17 protein-coding genes are annotated in these 20,827 nt (G+C 63.4%); 3 read left to right on the forward strand and 14 right to left on the reverse strand.

The features are described 5' to 3' along the window. Positions 1-306 precede the first annotated feature (306 nt). The 3 genes from FJ471_RS20930 to FJ471_RS20940 form a co-directional block, all read right to left on the reverse strand. Entirely contained in the window at positions 307-1,179 is an 873-nt protein-coding gene (locus FJ471_RS20930; protein WP_281408541.1) for an SMP-30/gluconolactonase/LRE family protein, read from the reverse strand. Positions 1,180-1,311: 132 nt separating this feature from the next. Further along, the gene (locus FJ471_RS20935; RefSeq protein ID WP_210242042.1) at positions 1,312-2,358 is read right to left on the reverse strand and encodes a pyridoxal-phosphate dependent enzyme; all 1,047 of its coding nucleotides are present in this window, start codon (positions 2,356-2,358) and stop codon (positions 1,312-1,314) included. A gap of 78 nt (positions 2,359-2,436) precedes the next feature. After that, entirely contained in the window at positions 2,437-3,252 is an 816-nt protein-coding gene (locus FJ471_RS20940) for an SDR family oxidoreductase (RefSeq protein ID WP_140806650.1), read from the reverse strand. Positions 3,253-3,394: 142 nt separating this feature from the next. Here FJ471_RS20940 and FJ471_RS20945 point away from each other — a divergent pair, with 142 nt between their 5' ends. Beyond that, a complete protein-coding gene (locus FJ471_RS20945; protein WP_140806651.1) occupies positions 3,395-4,675 on the forward strand; it encodes a cytochrome P450 in 1,281 nt (426 codons plus the stop codon). Between the two features lie 115 nt (positions 4,676-4,790). On the opposite strand, the gene FJ471_RS20950 is transcribed toward FJ471_RS20945, so the two are convergent. The 6 genes from FJ471_RS20950 to FJ471_RS20975 all read right to left on the reverse strand — a co-directional run bounded on the left by FJ471_RS20950 (position 4,791) and on the right by FJ471_RS20975 (position 13,066). Next, a complete protein-coding gene (locus tag FJ471_RS20950) occupies positions 4,791-6,149 on the reverse strand; it encodes a hypothetical protein (protein WP_140806652.1) in 1,359 nt (452 codons plus the stop codon). A 44-nt stretch (positions 6,150-6,193) separates the two neighbouring features. Beyond that, positions 6,194-7,132, reverse strand: coding sequence for a cyclase family protein (locus FJ471_RS20955; RefSeq protein WP_210242043.1), 939 nt, complete (start codon positions 7,130-7,132; stop codon positions 6,194-6,196). Between the two features lie 83 nt (positions 7,133-7,215). Next, entirely contained in the window at positions 7,216-9,279 is a 2,064-nt protein-coding gene (locus FJ471_RS20960; RefSeq protein ID WP_140806653.1) for an ABC transporter permease, read from the reverse strand. A gap of 2 nt (positions 9,280-9,281) precedes the next feature. Next, positions 9,282-10,784 carry a sugar ABC transporter ATP-binding protein gene (locus FJ471_RS20965; protein WP_246684780.1) on the reverse strand — a complete coding sequence of 501 codons (1,503 nt, stop codon included), beginning with the start codon at positions 10,782-10,784 and terminating at the stop codon, positions 9,282-9,284. Between the two features lie 106 nt (positions 10,785-10,890). Further along, positions 10,891-12,015 (reverse strand): sugar ABC transporter substrate-binding protein, encoded by a 1,125-nt coding sequence (locus FJ471_RS20970; RefSeq protein ID WP_140806655.1) that lies wholly within the window; start codon positions 12,013-12,015, stop codon positions 10,891-10,893. Positions 12,016-12,214: 199 nt separating this feature from the next. After that, positions 12,215-13,066, reverse strand: coding sequence for an enoyl-CoA hydratase-related protein (locus tag FJ471_RS20975; RefSeq protein WP_140806656.1), 852 nt, complete (start codon positions 13,064-13,066; stop codon positions 12,215-12,217). An 89-nt stretch (positions 13,067-13,155) separates the two neighbouring features. Between FJ471_RS20975 and FJ471_RS20980 the strand changes: the two genes are divergently transcribed. Next, positions 13,156-13,950 carry an enoyl-CoA hydratase/isomerase family protein gene (locus FJ471_RS20980; RefSeq protein WP_140806657.1) on the forward strand — a complete coding sequence of 265 codons (795 nt, stop codon included), beginning with the start codon at positions 13,156-13,158 and terminating at the stop codon, positions 13,948-13,950. On the opposite strand, the gene FJ471_RS20985 is transcribed toward FJ471_RS20980, so the two are convergent. From FJ471_RS20985 to FJ471_RS21000, 4 genes are all read right to left on the reverse strand, one after another. Then, positions 13,936-14,673 (reverse strand): FCD domain-containing protein, encoded by a 738-nt coding sequence (locus tag FJ471_RS20985; protein WP_140806658.1) that lies wholly within the window; start codon positions 14,671-14,673, stop codon positions 13,936-13,938. The two genes, FJ471_RS20980 and FJ471_RS20985, sit on opposite strands and share 15 nt — an antisense overlap. Positions 14,674-14,714: 41 nt before the next feature. Next, positions 14,715-15,971 carry an acyl-CoA dehydrogenase family protein gene (locus tag FJ471_RS20990; protein WP_140806679.1) on the reverse strand — a complete coding sequence of 419 codons (1,257 nt, stop codon included), beginning with the start codon at positions 15,969-15,971 and terminating at the stop codon, positions 14,715-14,717. A 70-nt stretch (positions 15,972-16,041) separates the two neighbouring features. Further along, on the reverse strand, positions 16,042-17,619 hold the full coding sequence (locus FJ471_RS20995; RefSeq protein WP_140806659.1) for a class I adenylate-forming enzyme family protein: 1,578 nt from the start codon (positions 17,617-17,619) through the stop codon (positions 16,042-16,044). Positions 17,620-17,669: 50 nt separating this feature from the next. Then, positions 17,670-18,668, reverse strand: a complete 999-nt coding sequence (locus FJ471_RS21000) for an NADPH:quinone oxidoreductase family protein (RefSeq protein WP_140806680.1) — start codon at positions 18,666-18,668, stop codon at positions 17,670-17,672. Positions 18,669-18,766: 98 nt separating this feature from the next. Here FJ471_RS21000 and FJ471_RS21005 point away from each other — a divergent pair, with 98 nt between their 5' ends. Next, entirely contained in the window at positions 18,767-19,843 is a 1,077-nt protein-coding gene (locus FJ471_RS21005; RefSeq protein WP_246684781.1) for a phosphotransferase family protein, read from the forward strand. A 52-nt stretch (positions 19,844-19,895) separates the two neighbouring features. Here the strand turns inward: FJ471_RS21005 and FJ471_RS21010 are convergent, their stop codons facing one another. After that, on the reverse strand, positions 19,896-20,822 hold the full coding sequence (locus FJ471_RS21010; RefSeq protein WP_181179616.1) for a cupin domain-containing protein: 927 nt from the start codon (positions 20,820-20,822) through the stop codon (positions 19,896-19,898). Positions 20,823-20,827 lie beyond the last annotated feature (5 nt).

The following is a 20,827-nucleotide window of genomic DNA, read 5'->3' on the forward strand; positions in this document are numbered from 1 at the left end:
GCTGCCCGGGTTCTCGTTCGGCAGCGTCTTGCCCGAAGCGGCGGATTTCCATTCGCCATCGATGTGCAGCAGCACCTGCTCGGGGTAGGACATTTTCAGCCAGTCTCCTGTTTGATGCCACCTTGGGCCGGCGGAACGCCGATGTGGCTTCCATGGCCGAGACGACTTTGCTCATGACGCTCGGGCCCAGTTCTCAAGGCACGCTTGATACGGCACGGCGGAAGGATTGACTACGGCGCTAGTCGATTTTCTTTTCACTTTCGGATAGGCCAGCGCCTTCAGCGCCGGGGGTGGAAGCAGGGCCTCTCAAAGCGAATGGTGAAGCTTCAAGCCCGCTTCGTGCCAGTCCAGCGCGACGAGCCTTGCATGATGCGAAAGCGTTGCGAAGCAGGTCCGCCGATCGACCCCGCCGAAACACAGATTGGTGACGAGGAGGTCGGGCATGGGATGCACTATAGGCTGACTGCCAAGCCCTCTGAACTCCAGTATGGCGCATAGATCGAGCGCCGCCGCGCAGACCGCGCCGGACTCGGTGACGGCGAGCCCATCGAAGCGGGCGAGCCCTCCGGGACTGGCGAAGAGCGTTCCTCCCGCCGGCGAGGGCCATGAACGTTTGCCGACCCGACCCGGGCCTTCGATCGCCCATGACCAGATGCGTCCCGTATAGGTCTCGGCCACGTAGAGCGTCCTGCCGTCGGGCGACAAGGCGATACCGTTGGGCGAGATGAGACCGGCGATGACTTCCCTGATCTCGGAACCGTCGCCGGCGGCCCAGTAGACCGCGCCGAGATCCATGTCCCGCTGCCGGCGCTTGCCCATATCGGTGAACCAGAAACCACCCGTGCCGTCGAACACCAGATCGTTCGGCCCGCGCAGCGGATATCCGTCGCATCGGTCATAGAGGCGCTGCAGTCGCCCGCTGGCGAGGTCGACGACGTCGATGCTCCCGGTCTCATAGTTTGCGCGCTGCGGGCCACTGCGCAGCCGGCCGGGCTCAACCTCGATCCAATCGACGCCACCATGGTTGCAGATGTAAATCCTGCCGTCGGGGCCGAGCGCGGCGCCGTTTGGCCCTCCGGGCACTTTGGCGATCACCGACACCTCGCCGCTGGCGGACACCCGCTTCAAGCTTTCGTCGGCGATATCGACCACAATGACGGAGCCGTCGGGCATGGCCACTGGGCCTTCCGGGTATACCAGCCTGTCAGTAACGACGCGCATTGGACCTCGACAACCTGCAAATGGGACAGCGCCACGCCGATGTCGGCCGGGGCGCCTGGATCGAGCGCCGGGCGATGGCCCAGCACGGCTTCATATTGTCCGCGCGGCTTCCGTCAATTGGCGCGCGAAAAGGTCTTCATCAACATTGCGGCCGCTGAGAACGACGACGAAGGTGCGTCCTTCGGTCCTGTCGCGTGCGGCCAGCAGGGAGCCCAGGGCAACCGCGCCGCTCGGCTCCGTCACCAATCCGAACTCCTCGAACGCGGCGCGCATGCCTTGCCTTGCATCATCATCCGTCGCGGTGATGATCCCCGACAGCCGCCTTCTGTTGATCTCGAACGTGAACTCTCCAGGGGTCAGCGACAGCAGCGCGTCGCAGATTGTTTCCCCGGATGCGGACACGCTGACGCGTTCGCCACGAACCAGACTTTGCGATGTGTCGTCATAACCCGCCGGTTCGACGCCCCAGATTTCAGTCGCCGGTGACAGGACACCCAGCGCAAGCGCGCTTCCGGCGATCAGCCCGCCCCCGGAACATGCGGCGGCGAAGCCGTCGATCCGAACGCCCGATGCCGCAGCCTCCTTGGCAGCCTCGTAGGCGACCGTCGCGGCGCCGGCGACTATATGCGTGTCGTCGAACGCCGGAACATAAACGAGCCCCTCGCTTTCGCGCCAATGCCTGACAAGCTCCGCCCTGTCGGCCGAGCGACGATCATAGGCGACGATCTTGGCGCCCAGCGCGCGCGTCTGCTCGATCTTGTTGAGCGGCGCGTCCGCGGGCATCAGGATGACGGCCCGCGCGCCGGCAGCCCGTGCGGCCCAGGCAACCGCGCGCCCGTGATTGCCTGACGACAACGCCAGCACACCGCGCGCGAGCTCATCGGAAGACGATCGGGATATGCGGTTCCACGCGCCGCGCACCTTGAAGCTTCCGGTCGGCTGCAAAGTCTCGGCCTTGACCAGAAGCCGACCGCCGATGCGATCATTCAGCCGTCCGCTCTCCATGAGCGGGACCTTGAGCAGGATCGGAGCCAGCCGGCGGGCGGCGTCCTCGATCGCGGCGATGCCGGGGATCTGTCCTTCGGCAATCACAACGGGACTTCTTTCGGCGGATATGTCGGCAGCATCAGCGATCACGATTTTGATCCATCATAAGCGGATTTCCGGGATTCCGGAGACGGCGGGCGCGGCTGCGGCGGCCGAGATCCCGATCGATCACTTCGGCCTGGCTCGCCGTGATGCAAGCATCGTCGCGCCGATCTGCTCGTTTTTCCCGACCAGCTCGAAAAGCCGGCGCGGATTGGCGCCGATCGCTTTCACGACGCGGCCCCGGGCGGCCGGTATGCAGACTTCCGTCTTCTTGTCGCGTATCGCCTTCAGGACGATTGCGGCGATCTCTTCGGGGGCCGCAGGCTCGCGGGAAAAGGCCGCCGCCACGCCTTTCTCGGCTTCCAGCTCGAGCATCGCCGTTTCGGTGGCGCCGGGGTGGATGATCGTGAAATCGACGGGCGAGCCGCGCTCTTCCAACGCCAGGCCGAGATGCATCGCGCGCAGCGCATGCTTCGAGGCCGCATAGCTGACCAGCCCCGGAAGGGTCAGAAACGCCGTCATCGAGCAGACCGTGGCGATATGCCCCGATCCCTGCGCCCGGAAATACGGCAGGACGGCAAGGCTTCCGAGCATCGGTCCAAGCGCATTGACCTTCATTGTGTGCTCATGCGCTTCGAGCGGCACGTCCTTGGTCGGACCGGGGTGAGCCACGCCGGCATTGTTCACCAGAACATCAAGCCGGCCGAAATGACCGCATGTTGCCTCCACCGCCGCCTTCCAGCGCGCTTCGGAGCATATGTCGAGATCAAGGGGCAGCGCGTTGTCGCCGAGCGACGCCGCCAGCTGCCTTGCGGCGGCGATATCGACGTCCGCGATCGCAACCCTGTGGCCCTGCTTTATTGCGAGCCTGACGATCGCAGCCCCGATACCACCAGCGCCACCGGTCACGATCATGACCTTCGGCAAATTTCCCTTCGTCACGCCTATTCCTCGATTTAATTTTGCCAATAATAGAAATCGTGTTGGTTGGACCTTGTCATACGAACGTGCGTCCCTTCAAGTGGCGTTCGTGCGAAGCAGCCCGTTCCGTGCACATCGATCGAGCTAACTGGCGGACCGAACCATGAATGACCATTTGGACATTGCGAGCCTACCTTCCTTGGCCGAGGCGGGGTTTTTGGGCGGCCGCGATAACTTCCGGGAGTTCTGCAGGACCATTTTCAAACTGCCCGAGCCACGGTTCCTGCGTAACGACCAGAACCAGCTCGTGGTCTTTCGACATGAAGACCTGCAGGCGTTTGGAACCGCGCCGGAAATCGGCAACCTGCCGATCGGCAAGCTTTACCCCGCCAGATTTGCCAGCGACGGCAGCCCTGCAAGAGGGCCGGGTTCCGACGTCGCCGACGTCATCTCCAGCCAGGTCTTTACCTTCAATCCACCGCTCCACGGTCCTGCCCGGCGGATATTGATCGACTGGCTTGGGCCGATGCAGATGACGGTGCTCGAGAAAGTGGGCCGCCAGGCGGCGCAAGCCGTGCTCGACCAGATCCAGCATTCCAGCCCGCTGGACTTCGTATCCGCGATCGCCGAAAGGCTGACGATCTCGTTCTGGAGTTCGCTGCTTCACCTGACAGAAAGCGAGGCAGACACGATCGGCGCTTGCACGCGGGAGATGACGAGGCTTTTCCACCTCGCCCGCAGTGCCGACGATCTCCAGGCGCTCGATCTCGCCTTTGCCGAATACGCGCGAGTACTCGATGGCGTCGCGACCCGCAGATTGGCAGCGAAGGATCCCGATCTAACCGCAATAGCCGAAAAACTCGCGATGCTGCATTGCGACGACGATCCCTTCGCGGTGGGCGTGGCGCCAAAATCCGTCGGGCAATTGCTCGCCGGCAATCTGGTCGACGGCTTCCATACGACGGCGCTGGCAACGGCCAATACGTTCTGCGTTCTGGCAAGAGATCCGAACGCCATGACCCACGTTCGCAACTCTCCGCAGCTTGCCGCCAAGGCGATCGCCGAGGCTCTGAGGATAGAACCGCCGATCATCCTCCTGAAGAGATACGCGCTCGAAGACTTCACATATCGGGGCAAGACGATACCGGCAGGCAGCATCGTGACGATGCTCTGGGCGGCAGGCAACTACGATCCGTCGGTGTTTCCGGACCCGGAACGCTTCGACATCAACCGGCTCCACGCCGGATTGACCACCTTCGGCAAGGGCATCCACATTTGCCCGGGAAGGCACCTGGGAGTGATGCTGATACGGGTACTTCTGGATGTCTTTCTGGAGAACGATATCGAGGTTGAGCTTTCAGGTGATCGCGTCACCTGGATTCCTCGCCATATGGTCAATCAGCTCAGCCTTATGCCCGCGATGGTCAAGAGACGCGCGGGGTGAACACCACCGCGCCAATGCAACCTTGGCCGACGGCTTAAGTTCAGGAACCCGCCGGCCTGGCCGCCAACACCGATAGTCCTCGACGCCCCCACGGGATGTCGACGGGAGCGACCCATTAGACAGGAATTCCATCAATCCAGGTCTCGGATGGTTGAAACGCCCCGGTTCCGGACGCTGCCCGTTCAAGCAAAGTGAAATCGGCATTACGGGCCGTCGAGATCGAGCCCGCTACGTCCTCGAGGCCGAACCGGCGGGCAGCTCCCCGCGTCACCGCAAAGACCTGTTGGGCGATGTCGCAAGCCAAGAGAGAAGAATGCGTCTCGGCAGGAGAAGCTGCCGCCGGGCTCTCGATACAAAAATCGGGTTCCAGATCCTCGACCAGGCGCGCGACGGACGGGTCGATCGGGAATCGGATTTCCAGACGATGACGCCGATGAGGTGGCCGAGGTTTCAATGCGGTACAGGTCTTCACGATGTTCTCGAGTTCGCCTGGGTCGTTGGCAACCAGGGCCAGTCGCCAGCCCGCGCGATCGAGCAATTGCGCTTCTTTCGCGACCTCGTCCGATGCCTGACCCGCTTCGATGAGGGCCGTATCAACGCTCAGCAGTTCGGCACGGCTCGCCGCCGGCAGACGACCATCCCATTCCTCGCGCAGACGGCGATGCGCCACCGCACTGATGCGAACCTGCCGCCTGCCGCCAAGCAGCGCCGCGACGGCTTCGATTTCGACACGCCCGCCGTAGGCTCCGATGGCGCGGTCTATGACCGTGGTAAAGCCCCCGTTGCGCGCGTTCGCAACGCTGTTGGCCAACATGCGCGTGTGCGACGACACCGTATGATGCTTGCGCATCGCGAAGGGCCGAAGCACTGCAGCCAGGTCCATGGCGCCGGAGCAGCGCTCGCCCGCATCGGCTGTTGCGCCGGCGAGAGCATGCATCGCACGGTTTGCCAGGCCTCTTCCGACCCCCTCTGTCTCGATCGCTATCGGCCTCGGTCCGTATAGATCTTCCACCATCAGGAGGATATCGCGACTTTGACAGTGGGGATCCTTGCCTTGGCTCAGCCTGACGAAGATCGGTTCCGAAAACAGCGGCGGCGTGAGTGTGGTGGCGAGGTGCCCTTTCAGGTCGCCGACGGGCTCGCGGAGGTCGACGTCCTGCCAATCCAGCAGCGCAAGCGGGTCCTTGGAAAGGTTGTCGAGCACCATGCCTGGAATGACCGTCCTGCCGCCGAGGTCGATGACGCGGGTGCTCCTGGCCTTGTGCGCCATGGCGCCGTCGAGCGAGCCGACAAACTGAACGAGGCCGTCACGGATGCTCAGCGCCTCGGCGTCAGGCTGCAGCTCGTCCATCGTCACGATGGGGCCGCCGCGCAGGATGACGTCCGCCGGCCCTTCCAGACGCCGCGCGACAGTCTTGCCAGCCGCCCGGTAGCTCAGGCGGCTGGCGGTTGCGGGGTCGCAGAACAGGCACATCCGGGGACCGTGGCGTATCGTTGCCGAACGTCAGCAATGCCGATCTATTTGATCGCCACGACGTTGACCGGCGAGCCGGTGCCCTGGTGGACCTTGAGCGGAGCGGCGACGTAGAGGAAATCCCATTGGCCGTCCGCGTGGCAATCCTTCGCCAGCGCCTCGAAATTGCAGATCTCGTTGAAGGTGATGCCCAGATTGCGCATCAGCGCGCAATGCAGCGTCACCTGCATGCCGGTTTCCGGGTCGAAGTCCATCTCGTTGGAGATGGTGTCGGTGCACAGAGCCGGGATCTCCATCTTGTGGAACCAGTCCACCAGTTCCGGGCTGTAGATCATGCCAGGCTCGTTGAAGTCGGCATAGAATTTCTGCGGCCCCTGCGTGTGCAGCAGCTGCAGGAAGCCGATGCGCATGCACAGCACGTCGTGCTTCTCGATCGTGACGCCCTGCTTCTTGGCCGCGCCGAGGATATCCTCGAGGCCGAGCGTGTCGCCCTTCTCCAAGGCGAACTTGCCCTTGTAGGCAGCCATGTCGAGAAGAACGCCGCGTCCGACGATCCCGCGTTCGGCGATCGGCTCGATCGACGCCTTGTTCATGCCACCGATGGTCTCGGACGCCGGATAGCCGTTCCAGATCTGGTCCTCGTACCAAACGTGGCCGAGGGCGTCATACTGCGTGGACCCCTGCAGGAACATGGTGATCTGATCGTCGGCATATTGGGCGCCGCCGGGCAGCGGCTTCAACCTGCCGCTGTCGTAGTCGCCACGGTCTTGCGTGTTGCTGCGCTTGGGTTGCGTGCGGCTGGGAAAGATCGGATCGCCGGTCGGGCTGGCGATCAGTTCGCCGCAGGTGATGACCTTGCCCTGCCTGATCGCGCGCACGCCGCGCAGAACTTCGGCATTGGTCAGAAAATTCAGGGCGCCGACCTGGTCGTTGGGACCCCAGCGCCCCCAGTTCTTCGGCGAGCCGGCCAGGAGCTGGCTCATCCTCCGATCCTGGTCGCCTGTCATTCCGGCTTGTTTCGACATTTCTTTCTCCTCCTTCGCAAGATCTGAATTTCGGCGCCCGGCTATCCGGTGGACCGTTCCCTCAAGGCAAGCACCGCCGCCAGAACGACCAGGCCGAAGATGATGTCGCGCGACGCCGACGGCAGCGTCGTTCCGGCAAGCAGGGTTTGCAGGGCCGTCAGCAACAGGACGCCGCCCAGCATTCCGACATAGTGGCCGCGTCCGCCGGTGATCAGCGTGCCGCCGATGATCACCACGGCGATCGAAGGCAGCAGATAGGTGTCGCCCATGCCGAGGCTGGCCTGTCCCCCGAACCCGGTCAGCAGGATGCCGACGAGAGCGGAGCAGACGCCGCTCAGAACATAGACGGCAATCGTCGTGGTCCGGACGTTCACGCCGGCGAGATAGGAGGCCCTGGGGCTGTTGCCCAGCGCGTATACCCAACGGCTGAAGACCGTGCGGCCGAGCAGGCCGATCGCCGCGAGCACGAAGATCGCCACGAAGACGACGACAGGGGTAATGCCTAACACCTTGCCGGTCATCAGCCAGCGCAAGCCTGGCGAGGTGAAGCCTGCTGGCGTGCCATCGCTGAACACAAGGGCCGCGCCCTGCAGGATGCCGTTCATGGCCAGAGTGACGACGATGGGCGGCAGGCCGAGGACGGCGACGCCGATGCCATTCAGCCCGCCAATCGCCGCGCCGACGACGAGCACCAGAGGGATCACCCACACCGAGGCCAGATTGGAGCCATTGATGAGGCCGGCGGCGAGGATGCCGCAAAAGGCAATCGTCCAGGCGATTGAAAGGTCCAGTCCGCCCGAGAGGATGACCGTCCCCTGTCCGAGCGCCAGGATAGCCAGGAAAGAGCCCAGGACGATCAGGGAATCATAGTATTTCCAGGCGAAGATCGTGTCGCCGCCATAGACGACCTGCGTCGCGATCACCACGATCACGAAGGCGAGGTAGGCCGGCAGAACGATGCGCACGAGATCGGCGTGGCGCACCAGCCATGACACGTTCCAACCCTGGTCTTGCGCGCTCATCTGTCTGAGGGCCGCAGGCTTGAGCGTAGCAGCCGACGCCGCAAAACCGGCACCGCGGGACTTCAGGCGCAGGCCGACCGAACTGAGATAGCGGCGCAGCGGCGCCTCCGAACCAAGTGCTCCGGCCATTGCGGCGACGATCAGGACGATGCCCTCGGCAACCGTGCTGTAATAGGCCGAGACATCCAGTGAAAGCAGGATGTTGACCATGACCATCAGCGTATAGGCGCCAAGGACGGAGCCAAGGGCGCCGCCGCGGCCGCCCGCCAGCGATGTGCCTCCGAGCACCACCGCCGTAAAGGTCTGCAGCAGGATCGGGTCGCCGACCAACGGATCGGCCGAGCCGGTCTGCGCGCTTATGAAGACACCCGCGGCGCCGTAGAAAAGACCGCCGAGGGTAAAGGCCCAGAAGCGGGTCCAGGGGACCGACAATCCGGCCGAGCGGGCGGCATCGGCATCGCTGCCGACGGCGTAAAGGGCGGTGCCGAACCGCAAGCCCTTGAGATAGAGCCACGCCAGAAGCGCCACGGCCACGACGAGAACGGAGGCCGGCAACACGTCCGTGATGGCCGAACCGGAGAAGAACGCCGTGATTTCCGGCGCGACCGCCCCGCCCGGGTCCGGCATGATCAGCAGCGTCACGCCGTGCACAAGGAACATGGTGGACAACGTGACCACAATCGACTGAAGCCTGAAATACGCGACGAAGAAGCCGTTGAAGGCGCCGACGAGCCCGCCGACCAGCAGACCGAGCAGCACCACGCCGACCTGTCCGGCGAGCGTATCCTGCGGCAGCGATGCAACGATGACGTTGACCAGGGAGATGGTCGAGCCGGCCGACAGGTCGAAGCCGCCGGATAGCACGATGATCGTCTGGCCGACGGCAGCCAGCGCCAGCGGCGCCCCGCCATTGGCGAGGGAGTGAAAATCGAAGTAGCTCATCGGCGCCGGCGAGATGGCATTCACCAGTCCCAGAGCCAGGATGAATATGACGATGATGGCGGCGAGCCCGCGATTTCTGAGCGCCGCCGAGAACAAGCCATTGCCGGACCGGGCGGAAGGTGCCTGCATCGACTGGGCCATGATCAGACGCTCGCTGCTTGTGGCCGGCGGGCACCACCGATGGCCGCTTCGATGACCACGTCCTCGCTGAGGTCGGCGCCATCGATCTGCCGCGCGATCCGCCCGCCATACATGACGAGGACGCGGTCGCATAGATTGGTCAATTCCGGGATTTCCGTCGAGAACATAAGAACGGCGCCGCCGCCATCCGCGAATTGGCGGATCATAGTGTAGATCTCATGCTTGGTGCCGACGTCGACGCCGCGTGTCGGATCGTAAAGCAGCAGGATCCTGCTCCCGGTCAGCAGCCACTTCGCGATGGCAATCTTCTGCTGGTTTCCGCCGCTGAAGGTGCCGACTTTGCTGTGCAGCGCCCTCTGGTCGACCTGGATGGCCTTCAGCGCGTCGGAGACGGCCTTCCGTTCCCTGGCGGCGTCGATCAACCCGAAGCGCGTGAACTGGCTGAGGCTTGGCAGCGACGCATTGCGCCGGCCGTCGAGCTTCAGGAACAAGCCTTCCGTCTTGCGGTCCTCCGGAACCAGGCTGATGCCGATATTGGCACGAATGGCATCGCGCGGCGACGTAAGCACGACAGGCTGGCCCCGCACAAGGAGCTGTCCATCGCTGACGGGTTGCGCGCCGAAGCAGGCGAGGAAAAGCTCGAGCTGCCCCATGCCTTGCAGCCCGGCGACACCCAGCACCTCGCCCGGCGACAGCGTGAAGGATGCGCCCTTCAGCCGATGGCCGACGGAGATGGAGCGTGCTTCCAGGGCCGGCGGCGAGACGGCCTGCCGCGCTTCGGCGCGCGGCGGGAATGTCGCGTCCAGCGAACGGCCGATGATCATGCGCACGACCTCGTCATCGGAGAGCTCGCCCACTCTGGCGGTACCGATGTCCTTGCCGTTTCGCAGAACCGTCAGGTATTCGCAGAAATCGTTCACCTCGGGCATGCGATGCGAAATGAAGATCGTGGAGATGCCCTCCGTCTTCGCCTTGGCAATGATGTCGCCGAGCCAGGTGATGTCGGGGCCGGACAACGTCGATGTCGGCTCGTCGAGAAGCAGGATTCGAGGGCGTCGGAAGATCGCCCTGGCGATCTCGAGTTTCTGGCGGATCGCCAGGCTGAGGTCGCGCAGGTCGGCGCGCGGATCGACGAAACTGAGACCCATATCCGCGAGATGGCGCGCGACGATCCGCTCGGTTTCGGCCTTTCTGATTTGCCCCAGAGCATTGGTCGGCTCGTAGAGCAGCAGCATGTTCTGGGTGACCGTCAGATCCGGAATCTGGGTCATCTCCTGGAAGGCCGTCTGTATCCCGAGCATATGCGCTTCGCGCGGCGAGCCGATCGTGACATCCTTGCCGTCGATGACCAGTTGTCCACTGTCGGGTCGCACGAGCCCGCTCAGCACCTTGACCAGGGTCGACTTGCCGGCACCGTTCTCGCCGAGAAGCGCATGCACGGTTCCGGCCTTGACCGAAAAGGACGCATCGTTGAGCGCAACGGTCGGCCCGTAGGCTTTGCGCACTTTGATTGCCGAGATGGCTGTAGGTGTTTCACTCACGGTATCACTCGCCAGGCAAACAGACAGGCCGGCATTTGGCGCGGACGCCAAATGCCGGTTCATGCGCCGACTACTCTTCAGGCGTGCCGGTGAGCGCGGCGTTGAGGCCGACCTGCGGCAGATCCGGCGAGAAGATCGAGGCGTACCAGCCGGGGTTGGGAATGATCTCGGGCTGGAACGTGTTGCAGCCGGCTTTCATTTCCTCCCAGGAGCCAGTCTGGCACAGCTTGACCTTGTCGTTTGTGACCGCGCCGGGAGACAGGAGCGTGGTTTTCTCGACCTTCTTCTTCGCCAGAACCTCCATGGCGATCTTGAAGGCATAAGCGCCCGGATAGGCTTGCGAGCTCGCCGAGATGCTGGGCGCGCCGAGCGGCTTGTAGGTGCCGTTCGAGCCGGCAGCCTGCGTGTCCTTGGGAAGCATCTGCACGCGGTGGCCATTGGAGCCCTCGCCCGCGCAAGGCAGAACCTTGTCGTCGGCGACACCGGCCTCGAGCTGCATCGAGTTGGCCGTGTAGCATCCGACCTGCATCCACAAGCCGTTCAGCGTATCCCAGCTATGGGTGGCCACGATCTTCGCCAATTCGGTGCGAGCGACCGCCTGGCTCCACATGCCATTCGCCTCGGCCACCACCTTGATGTCGGGATATTTTGCGAAAACCTCGCGAGCGGCTTTGTTGCGCAGCGTGTCGACGGAGGTTCCGGACACGCCGGTGATCATCACGATATTGCCCTTGCCACCGAGCTTGTCGGCGAGCCACCGCGCCGTCACCTTGCCCCATTCCGCCTGATCAATATGGACGTTGTAGGCGCATGGCTCCTCGATCACGCCGTCATAGGCGACGATGGTGACGCCCTTGGCGCAAGCATTCTTGACGGCTTCATTGAGCGCGGTGGGTGAAATCGGGTAGACGATGATCGCCTCCGCCCCGGCCTGCACCATGGCGTTTATCTGCTGGATCTGCTTCTGGGCGTTCGGACCGGCGACCTGGACTTTCAGGTCCACCTTGTCGGCATACTCTTTCGACGCAGCCATGGCCTTCAGCATGTTAGCCGCCTCGGCCTGCCAGTCGTTGCCGATATAGCTCATGCTCAGATAGATCTTGTGCCGCTTCTCGGCCATCGCCTGCGACGTGACCGACAGGGCCGCAACCGCTGCGGTTGCCAGACCCAAAGCGGCGGATTTCCAGAAATTCATGACTTTTCCTCCCTTCAACGAACCGATGGCCAGGCCAGGCCTGGCCGCCACTGGAATTCGACTCTCTCTCCCCATTCAGTCGCGGCGCACGACGTGTTGTCGATTTAACCGACTGACTGATTGTCGGACAATAACCATGTCTAACTCTGCCCGTCAACGCCGTTGATGGTCACCGCTCAATTTTGCTGAACGCAAAGCGCTATAGCGGCGTGTCGTCGCTGGCCCACCAGTCGGAGGCGAGATCGTGAGCGCTGATCGCGGCGTTGAAATTCGGCCGCCGTTTTTCCTTGTATGCGGCCATGGCTTCAGCGACGTCAGGCAGGGCCAAGGCAGCCACCAGCGCCCGCGACTCGTAACGATGCGCGACAACCGGATGGCTCGCGCCGAGCATGCGCCAGAGCAGGCGTCGCGTCGTCGCGATTGAAACGGGCGCCCCGTCGGCGGCGATCTCGTTCGCCTTGCGCAACGCTCGCGCCATCAGGTCTTGCGGGCTGACGACCTCGTGCACGAGCCCTTTGGCGAACGCTTCGTCGGCACCGATCATCCTGCCCGACATCATCCATTCGACGGCATTCGCGATACCGACGATGCGCGGCAGAAACCAGCTCGAGCAGGATTCGGCCACAATGGCGCGCCGGACAAAGACATAGCCGAAACTGGCCTGGGTCGAGCAGATCCGCACGTCCATCGGCAACGTCACCGAGGCGCCAAACCCGACCGCTGGGCCGTTGATCGCGCCGATGACCGGCTTGTTCATCCTGAAGAGACGCAGGACGACTTTGGCACCGACATCGGCCGGCACGCCTTCGCCGGTCACCGGATCGCCGCCGGTAGGCAGGGCGAAACCGTTGGTCAGGTCGGTCCCCGCGCAGAAAGCCCGGCCTGCCCCCGTCACCACGACTGCCCTCACGGCATCGTTGCGGTCGATCTCATCGAGAGCTTCGAAAAGATCGTCTATGCCATTTTGCGTTATGGCGTTGAGCTTCGCGGGCCCGTTCAGCGTGATCGTCGCGACGTGTCCGTTGACCTCGCATTTGATTTCAGTGTCCACCGGATTGCCCTTCCTTGCAGTTGACAAGTTTCGCGTCCGCCATCAACGTCGGCTTGTCCGACAGTTAGACAAATTCAGCGGCAAAAGCCATGACTCACAGGTTCGTTTCGCTGCAAAGGGCAGGAGGCGTCGCGACGATCGCCTTCTCCCGCGAAGAGGCTTTGAACGCGCTGACGCTGGGCATGATCGAGGAGTTCGACTGCCTGCTGGCGCAAATCGACGGTGCGCCGGACATCCGCGCCGTGCTGCTGCGCGGCGAAGGCCGGGCCTTCATGGCCGGCGGGGATCTGGATTATCTGCGTGCCGCCGAAGACGCGCCGGCTGCCGCCGGCGCCACGATCCGTTCGCTGAACAGGACCATCCTGCGGCTGACGCGCCTGTCCAAGCCAACGGTCGCCTGCGTCCATGGCGTGGTGGCGGGTGCCGGGCTCAGCATCGTCCTGGCTTGCGATGTGGCGGTGGCCGCGCAGGATTGCCGCTTCGTCTACGCCTATGATGCCATCGCCGCGGTGCCGGACGGCGGCCTGTCGCATTTCCTGCCGCGGGCGATCGGCCTCGGCAGAGCCTTGAAATTCGCTTTCCTGAAAGGAGAGCTGACAGCGAGCGAGGCCGAGAGCTTCGGGCTGGTCGCAATGACTGTGCCGGCATCGGAGCTATTGCATAGGGGAGCCGCAGTCGCGGAAAGGCTGTCCGGCCGGAACCGCGAGGCCCTGGTCCGTACCCGGCGTCTCTTGCGTGAAAATTTCGATAGAGCGCTGGAGGATCAGTTGGAGCAGGAACGAACCGCCTTCATGGCATGCGCCGAGACCGCCGCCTTCCAGACCGCGATCGAAGAATTCTTTGCCGCACGCGCCGCGCGAAAGGCGAAATCAGCTGGTGAGTGACCTGTCGATCTGGTTATCGAGCGGCAGCTTCGCCATCAGCCAGCCGCGCTTCAGGTCTTCGATGTGCTTGGCGGCCCAGAGCTCGGCGTGCCGGGGATCCCGACGCTCCAGCGCCTCCACAATCTCCGTATGCGCTTTTATGAGGCGACCGGCAGCCTGGGGAAGCTGGGGCTGGATCTGCTCGAACGCGGGATAGAGCAACCGGCCCACAGGCTCCCGGCACAAAAGCAGCGCATGATTGTGTGCGGCCTCCGACAGCAGCGTGTGGAACTCCAGGTCGAGAATGCCCGGCGATTGCCCTTGCTCGACAGCCTGCTTCGTTGCCGCGAGATTTTGCTTGAGGGCGTCCAGTTCCGCTTCCGAGATGTTTTCCGCGGCGAGCCTGGCTGCGAGAGGCTCAAGCACCCGCGACACATCCCAAAGCTCCCCGAAGGTCACGGCGCGCATGACGAGGGCTCGCGTCGTGCGCGGTGTCAGATCCGAATGATCCGGTATCGTCACGAGGAGCCGCTTGCGCCCCTCGCGCCTGACCAGGCCATCGCTTTCGAGCTGGCGTATGCCTTCGCGCACGGTCGAGCGGTTGACGCCGAACCGGGCGGCGAGTTCGACTTCGCTGGGTAACGGATCGCCCGGTCTCAGCGAGCCGGCAAGAATGTGGCGCCTCAACTCGTTCGACACGACCTGATATGCCGGCGGGACGCTCAATTTTTCGATTTTCAGCATTCTTATGCCTTTGGTGGCCGCAGTATCCGCAGTCGTCTTGCTCAAATCGCGGGCGACACGTCTTTGGCGGAACTCGCCGCTGCCCCGCGCATTTTCGCGGCCCTCAATTCGTCGCGGGCGATGCCGCGCAAATGAACCTCGTCAGGCCCGTCGATGTAGCGCAGCGCCCGGCCCCAAGTCCACAGAAATGCAAGCGGAGTATCCGAAGTCAATCCTTTTGCTCCAAAGACCTGCATTGCCCGGTCGGCAACTCTTGTCTGCAGACGAGCGGCAACTACTTTGATCGCCGATATTTCTCGTTTGGCGGCCTTGTTCCCGGCGACGTCCATAAGCCAGGCCGCCTTCAGGTTCAACAGCCGGGCCTGCTCGATCTCGATGCGGGATTCGGCAATCCAGTCCTGGATGTTGGCATTGTCCGCGAGGGCTTTGCCGAAGGTGGATCGGCTGAGCGCGCGATCGCACATCAGTTCCAGGGCGAGCTCGCATTGGCCGATGGTGCGCATGCAATGATGGATCCGGCCCGGCCCCAGGCGGGCCTGGGCGATGGCGAACCCCGCCCCCTCCTCCCCGAGGAGGTTGGCGACCGGCACGCGGACATTTTCGAAGCGCACCTCGCAATGCCCTTCGGGCGAATGGTGGTGCATCAAGGTGACATCGCGCACGACGCTGAATCCGGGCGTGCCGGCCGGGACGATCACGAAAGAGTGCCTGCCGTGTTTCGGCGCATCCGGCGACTTGTCCGAGATGCCGAAAACCAGGGTGAAGGCGAAGAGCGGATGCAGCGCGCCGGTGGTGAACCATTTGCGGCCGTTGACGACGAAATGGTCGCCGTCGCGATCGATCGTGGTGGCAAGGTTGGTCGGATCCGACGATGCCACGTCCGGCTCGGTGATGGACACGCCTGACCGTATCTTGCCGTGCAGCAGCGGGTTGAGCCATTGCTCCCGCTGGGCGGGCGTGGCGAACATGTGGAGAATTTCCATGTTGCCCGTGTCCGGCGCGCTGCAATTGAACACCTCGGAGGCCCAGGGCACGCGTCCCATGATCTCGGCGAGAGGCGCGTAGTCCACGTTGCTGAGCGCCGTCCCCGGTTCGTCTTGACGGAGCGCGGGAAGGAACAGGTTCCAGAGCCCTGCGCTCCTGGCCTTTTCCTTCAGCGGCTCGACCACTTCGCTCGGGTAGGCGCCGGAGTGGGCAATTTCATGCCACCGCCGGTCCTTGGGCAGGATGTGGTCTTCCATGAACCGGTCGAGTTCCGTCCTGAAGGACTGGACCTTTGGTGAATGTTCGAAGTTCATCATCTTCCTTTCCGTCATGGCGCCCGATCGAGGATTTCTTCAGGGCGCTGAAACACGCGACCTCGACCGCCTATCCGGTGATCAGGGCGCGCAGTGCATTCTTGAGGACCTTGCCGTTGGCGTTGCGGGGCAACGGTTCCTTGAGGAAGGTCACGCCGTCCGGCACCTTGTAGTCGGACAGGCGCTCGGCGCAGAAATTCTTGACGGCGGCCTCATCGCTGAGCGAGCCGTCGCTGTAGATGAAGGCATGCACCCGTTCGCCCAGGATCGGATCCGGCTTGCCGACGACCGCGCTTTCGACGAGGCCCGGTATATGGGCGAGCGTGCTTTCGACCTCGATGCAGTAGACCTTGAAGCCGGCCCTGTTGATCATGTCCTTCTTGCGGTCGAAGACGTAGACATAGCCCTGCTCGTCCTTCGACCCGATGTCGCCGGACACCCAGTAGCCCATGACGAAACCGGCCTTGTTGCCAGCGGGATTGTCCCAATATCCGGGAACGACGACGGCGCCGCCGATCAGCAACTCGCCGCTCTGCCCTGACGCAACCTCGCGCCCTTGATCGTCGACGACGATGATGTCGGCGCAAGGCAGGACCTTGCCCACCGAACTCGGCGCCTTGGTGATGTCGCCGAGCGGCATCATCGTCACGGGCGAACTTGTTTCGGTCGAACCGTAGACGTTGCACAAGGTAAGGTTGGGCAGCGCGGCCGCCAGGCGCTCGATCGTGGCTTCCGGCATTGCCGCTCCGCCGAACCCGGCGACCTTCCAGTTGGAGAGATCGAACTGCATGAAATCGGGATCGAGCAGCAGCAGATTGTAGATGGCAGGGACGACGACGGTGAAGTTGATCTTCTCGCGGGAGGCAAGCTCGAGGAACGGGCGTGCCTTGAAGGCGCGCTGGATCACGGTGCAGCCCGCGACGCGCATCGCGGTCAGGATGATGGCGACAAGCCCGGTCACATGCGAGGCCGGCACGGCCAGCATCGCTATATCGCCTTCAGCGATCGCAAAGCCGTGCTGGTAGTGGAGCAATGTATGGATCGTGCTCACATGGGTGAGCATGGCTCCCTTGGGCTTGCCGGTGGTGCCGGATGTGTAGAGCAGGCAGTAGGTATCCTCCTCGGCGACATCGGGAAACGCCACGGCCGGGCGTTCGCCAAACAGGTCGCCGAAAGGCTCGCCGCGGCCGTCTCCCACGACGTAGGCATGGCGCAGCGAGCCGACCGCTTCGCCCGTCGGAACATTCGCCTCGTATTCCGCGTCATAGATGATCCCGGAAGCCGTGCATTGATTGAGGACGAATTCGACCTCCGGAAGCTTCTGACGGATATTCATCGGCACGGAGATCAGGCCGGCGCGCGCCGCCCCCAGGATCGAGTAGACGAACTCGAGGCCGTTTCCGAGCAGCAGCGCCAGGCGATCCCCCTTCTTGAATCCCGCATGGATCAGGTTTCGTGCAACCAGCTCCGCCTTCGCATCCAGTTCCCGGTAGGTAACCCGCTGCTGTTCGAACACCAGGGCAATCCGGTCGGGCGCGCGTTGCACGGCACTGCGGAACATCTCGTCCATGTTGCCCGGCCTGTCGACGAAACAGCGCACTATGCGTTCACCGTAGCGAACCTCATGACGCATCGCTGGAACCGGCATTTTTGACCTCCCTTGGAAATTAGCGGCCGACGTGCTTCGGCCATGTCCTTTTATGGAACCGTGATGACCACCTTGCCCGTCACGGTCCTGGAGGCGAGCAGCTTCAAAGCCTCGGCAGTGTCCGCAAGGGGAAAAAGGCGGTGTATCGACGGTTTGATTTTTCCGGCGGCATAGAACGCGAGCAATTCGCTCACCGCCTCGACGTGGCGCGCCGCGTCGCGCTCGATCGCCGCGCCCCAGAACACGCCGCGGATATCGCAGCTCTTCAGCAGGGGCAGGTTGAGCGGTATGCTTGCGATGCCCGCCGGGAATCCGACGACAAGATAGCGTCCCTCCCACGCGATCGCGCGCAGAGCCGGCTCGGTATATTCGCCTCCGACCGGGTCGTAGACGACGTCGGCGCCTTGTTCTCCGCATGCAGTCTTGAACTGGCCTGCAAGGCGCTTCTGTCCGTCTTTCCCCAGTGCGCCGGTTTCATAAAGAACCGTGCCGTCGGCACCGAGCGAGCGCGTCGCGGCAAGCTTGCCCTCGCTCGACGCCGCCGCGATCACCCGGGCCCCCATGGCCTTGCCAAGCTCGACGGCCGCGAGCCCGACGCCACCGGCGGCGCCGAGGACGAGCAACGTCTCTTCGGGCCGCAGCCCGGCCCGATCGTTCAACGCATGGTAGGAGGTGCCGTAGGTCATCAGGAAGGCCGCGCCGTCCTCGAACGGCATCGAATCGGGCATCAAGGAACAGCGCTGGGCTTCCGCGCACACATATTCGGCCATGCCGCCCCAGCCGAGCATCGCCATGACGCGCTGCCCCGGAACGAAGTTGCCGACCCCCGGGCCGATTGCATCGATGATCCCGGAAACTTCGGCTCCCGGTGAGAAGGGACGAGCCGGCTTGAACTGGTAGCGGTCCTCGATGATCAGCAGGTCCGGATAGTTCACGCCGATGGCATGAACGCGGATGCGGACCTGACCCGGCCCTGGCGAAGGAACCGGCCGCTCCGCCAAAACCAGGGATTCAGGCCCTCCCGGTTCAAGGCTGAGCACGGAAATCATCGAATCTGACATAGTTCGGGCTCCAGCCTTGTCCGACAAACCGATAATCCGGCTTCATAGCGCATTCGTCAATGCCCTTGTTAAGGCGGATTGTCGGATTGACGGTCTGTTGGCACTTATTTATTGTCCGACAATCGAACATTAGCAGCAGGCCTCTTGTGACCAATCCTACCAAACGGCTCGAACAATTCCTGAGATCGGAAATCCCGGGACTTTCGGGGGACCTTCGGCTGGAACCCGTCGCGGGAGGACAATCCAATCCGACTTTCTTTGCAAATTTCGACAATCGCCGGCTCGTTGTAAGGAAGAAGCCCGACGGGCCGGTCCTGCCGTCCGCCCACGCCGTGGATCGGGAATTCAGGGTCCTGGAAGCCCTCGGAAAGGTCGGGATCGCGGTGCCGCCCGTCCTGCTTTACCACGAGGCGGGAGATGTATTCGGGACATCCTTCTACGTCATGGAGCGCGTCGACGGGCGCATCTTCCATGACAGCCAGCTCGCCGGGGCGCCTCGGTCCGAACGCTTCGAGATGTATCGCTCCGCGGCCCGGATGCTTGCCGCGATCCACAAAGTCGACTTCGAGCAGGCCGGCTTGTCCACGTTCGGCAAACACGGCAATTTTTTTTCGCGTCAGATCGCCCGCTGGACCCATCAGTGGCATCTCTCCAAATCGCACGACCTGCCGGAAATCGACCGGCTGGTCGAGTGGCTGCCAGCGAATCTACCCGCGAACGACCAAACCACTGTCGTTCATGGCGATTTCCGCATCGGCAATCTGATGTTCCACCCGACGGAGCCGCGCATCGTGGCGGTGCTTGATTGGGAGCTTTCGACACTCGGCCATCCGATGGCGGACCTTGCGCATAGCTGCATCTACAGCTGGTATGTCACGCCCGAGGAATATGGCGGCATTCTCGGCCTGGACTTCGCCGACCACGGACTGCCGACGCTTTCGGAATTCTCCCGCGCCTATTACGAGGCCTCCAACCAGTCGGACCGGCTGGAGGTTTTCCATATCGTGCTGGCCTTGTTTCGAAATGCCGTCATCTTTCAGGGCATCGCCTCGCGCGCCAAGGCTGGAAACGCGGCCTCGCAAAACGCCGCCGCCGTGGGCAAGCTGGCTCCGATCTTCGCCCGCCGCGCGGTCGACCTGATCGAATCCTCCGGACAGCTCTGAGCCGGCCGGGCCGAGGGTCCGGCTCCGTCGCTGCCGCGACCCCCGCCGTGTTCTAATCGCAGTAAGCGAAGCCGACCGCCCTCGTGTGGTAGTAAAGACCGGAATCCTGCATGACAAAACTGCGCATCAATTCCTGGCCGCAGTTGTGATGCGAGTGGGCTTCGGTGGGCGGCGTGACCATGACGCCGAATTTGCGCCAATCGACGCGCTGGCCTTCGATGACGGAATGACACCCCTCGCCCTGGATGCAGAACGTCAGCGCCACCGCGTTGTGGCGATGGGCGCGCTGATCGCCACCGGCTTCAAGGGTGTTGATTACGCCCACCATCATTGGCGTGACGGTGCTGGTCGCCTCGCTTATGGGTGTTGTGCAGAAAACCGCCTTGCCGGCGACATCCGTTCCGGCCCGCGAGTGGACATCCTTGAGGATCAGGTCGATCTCGGAGCCTCTGTAAAGCGTCGGCTTTATCACGCCGTCGGCCGGATCCCTGGGCCGAACCCCGAGGAAGTTCAGCATCGGCTCGTCGGTGCATTGCAGCAGCAGCGCGCGCCCGCGCCCGCGCCCGGCTCTGTGCGTTGTGACTCCGCCGCCCGGCATGCAGAACACATCTCCGGCCTGCCATTCGAGCTTGACGTCGCCCTTGCTCGAAGCGCCATGGCCGGAGGCCACATAGTACATTTCGCCGGTGGCGTTGGTGGAGAGCTCGAGCGCGGAACTGTCGTCGAGGATCAGGTATCGCGCCAGCAGGCTGGGAGTGGTTGCCGGATAAGCCAACCCCAAACGCGCCGACAGATCGAGAGCGATAGCGCCCGCCGGCGTGGCATCATCGAGAGCCGCCAACCGCTCTTCCTCGAAGAGATGACAAGGCACTTTCGGGATCTTCACGCTGAACGCGTTCGAAGGCGTTCGGAATATGGGCGCTCCGATGCCTGCGTGGTTGCCGTGGATTGCCTCAGATACGCTCGCGCGATCGGCCATCGTCA

Source organism: Mesorhizobium sp. B2-7-1, assembly GCF_006440735.1.
In the GTDB taxonomy this organism is placed as follows: Bacteria; Pseudomonadota; Alphaproteobacteria; order Rhizobiales; family Rhizobiaceae; genus Mesorhizobium.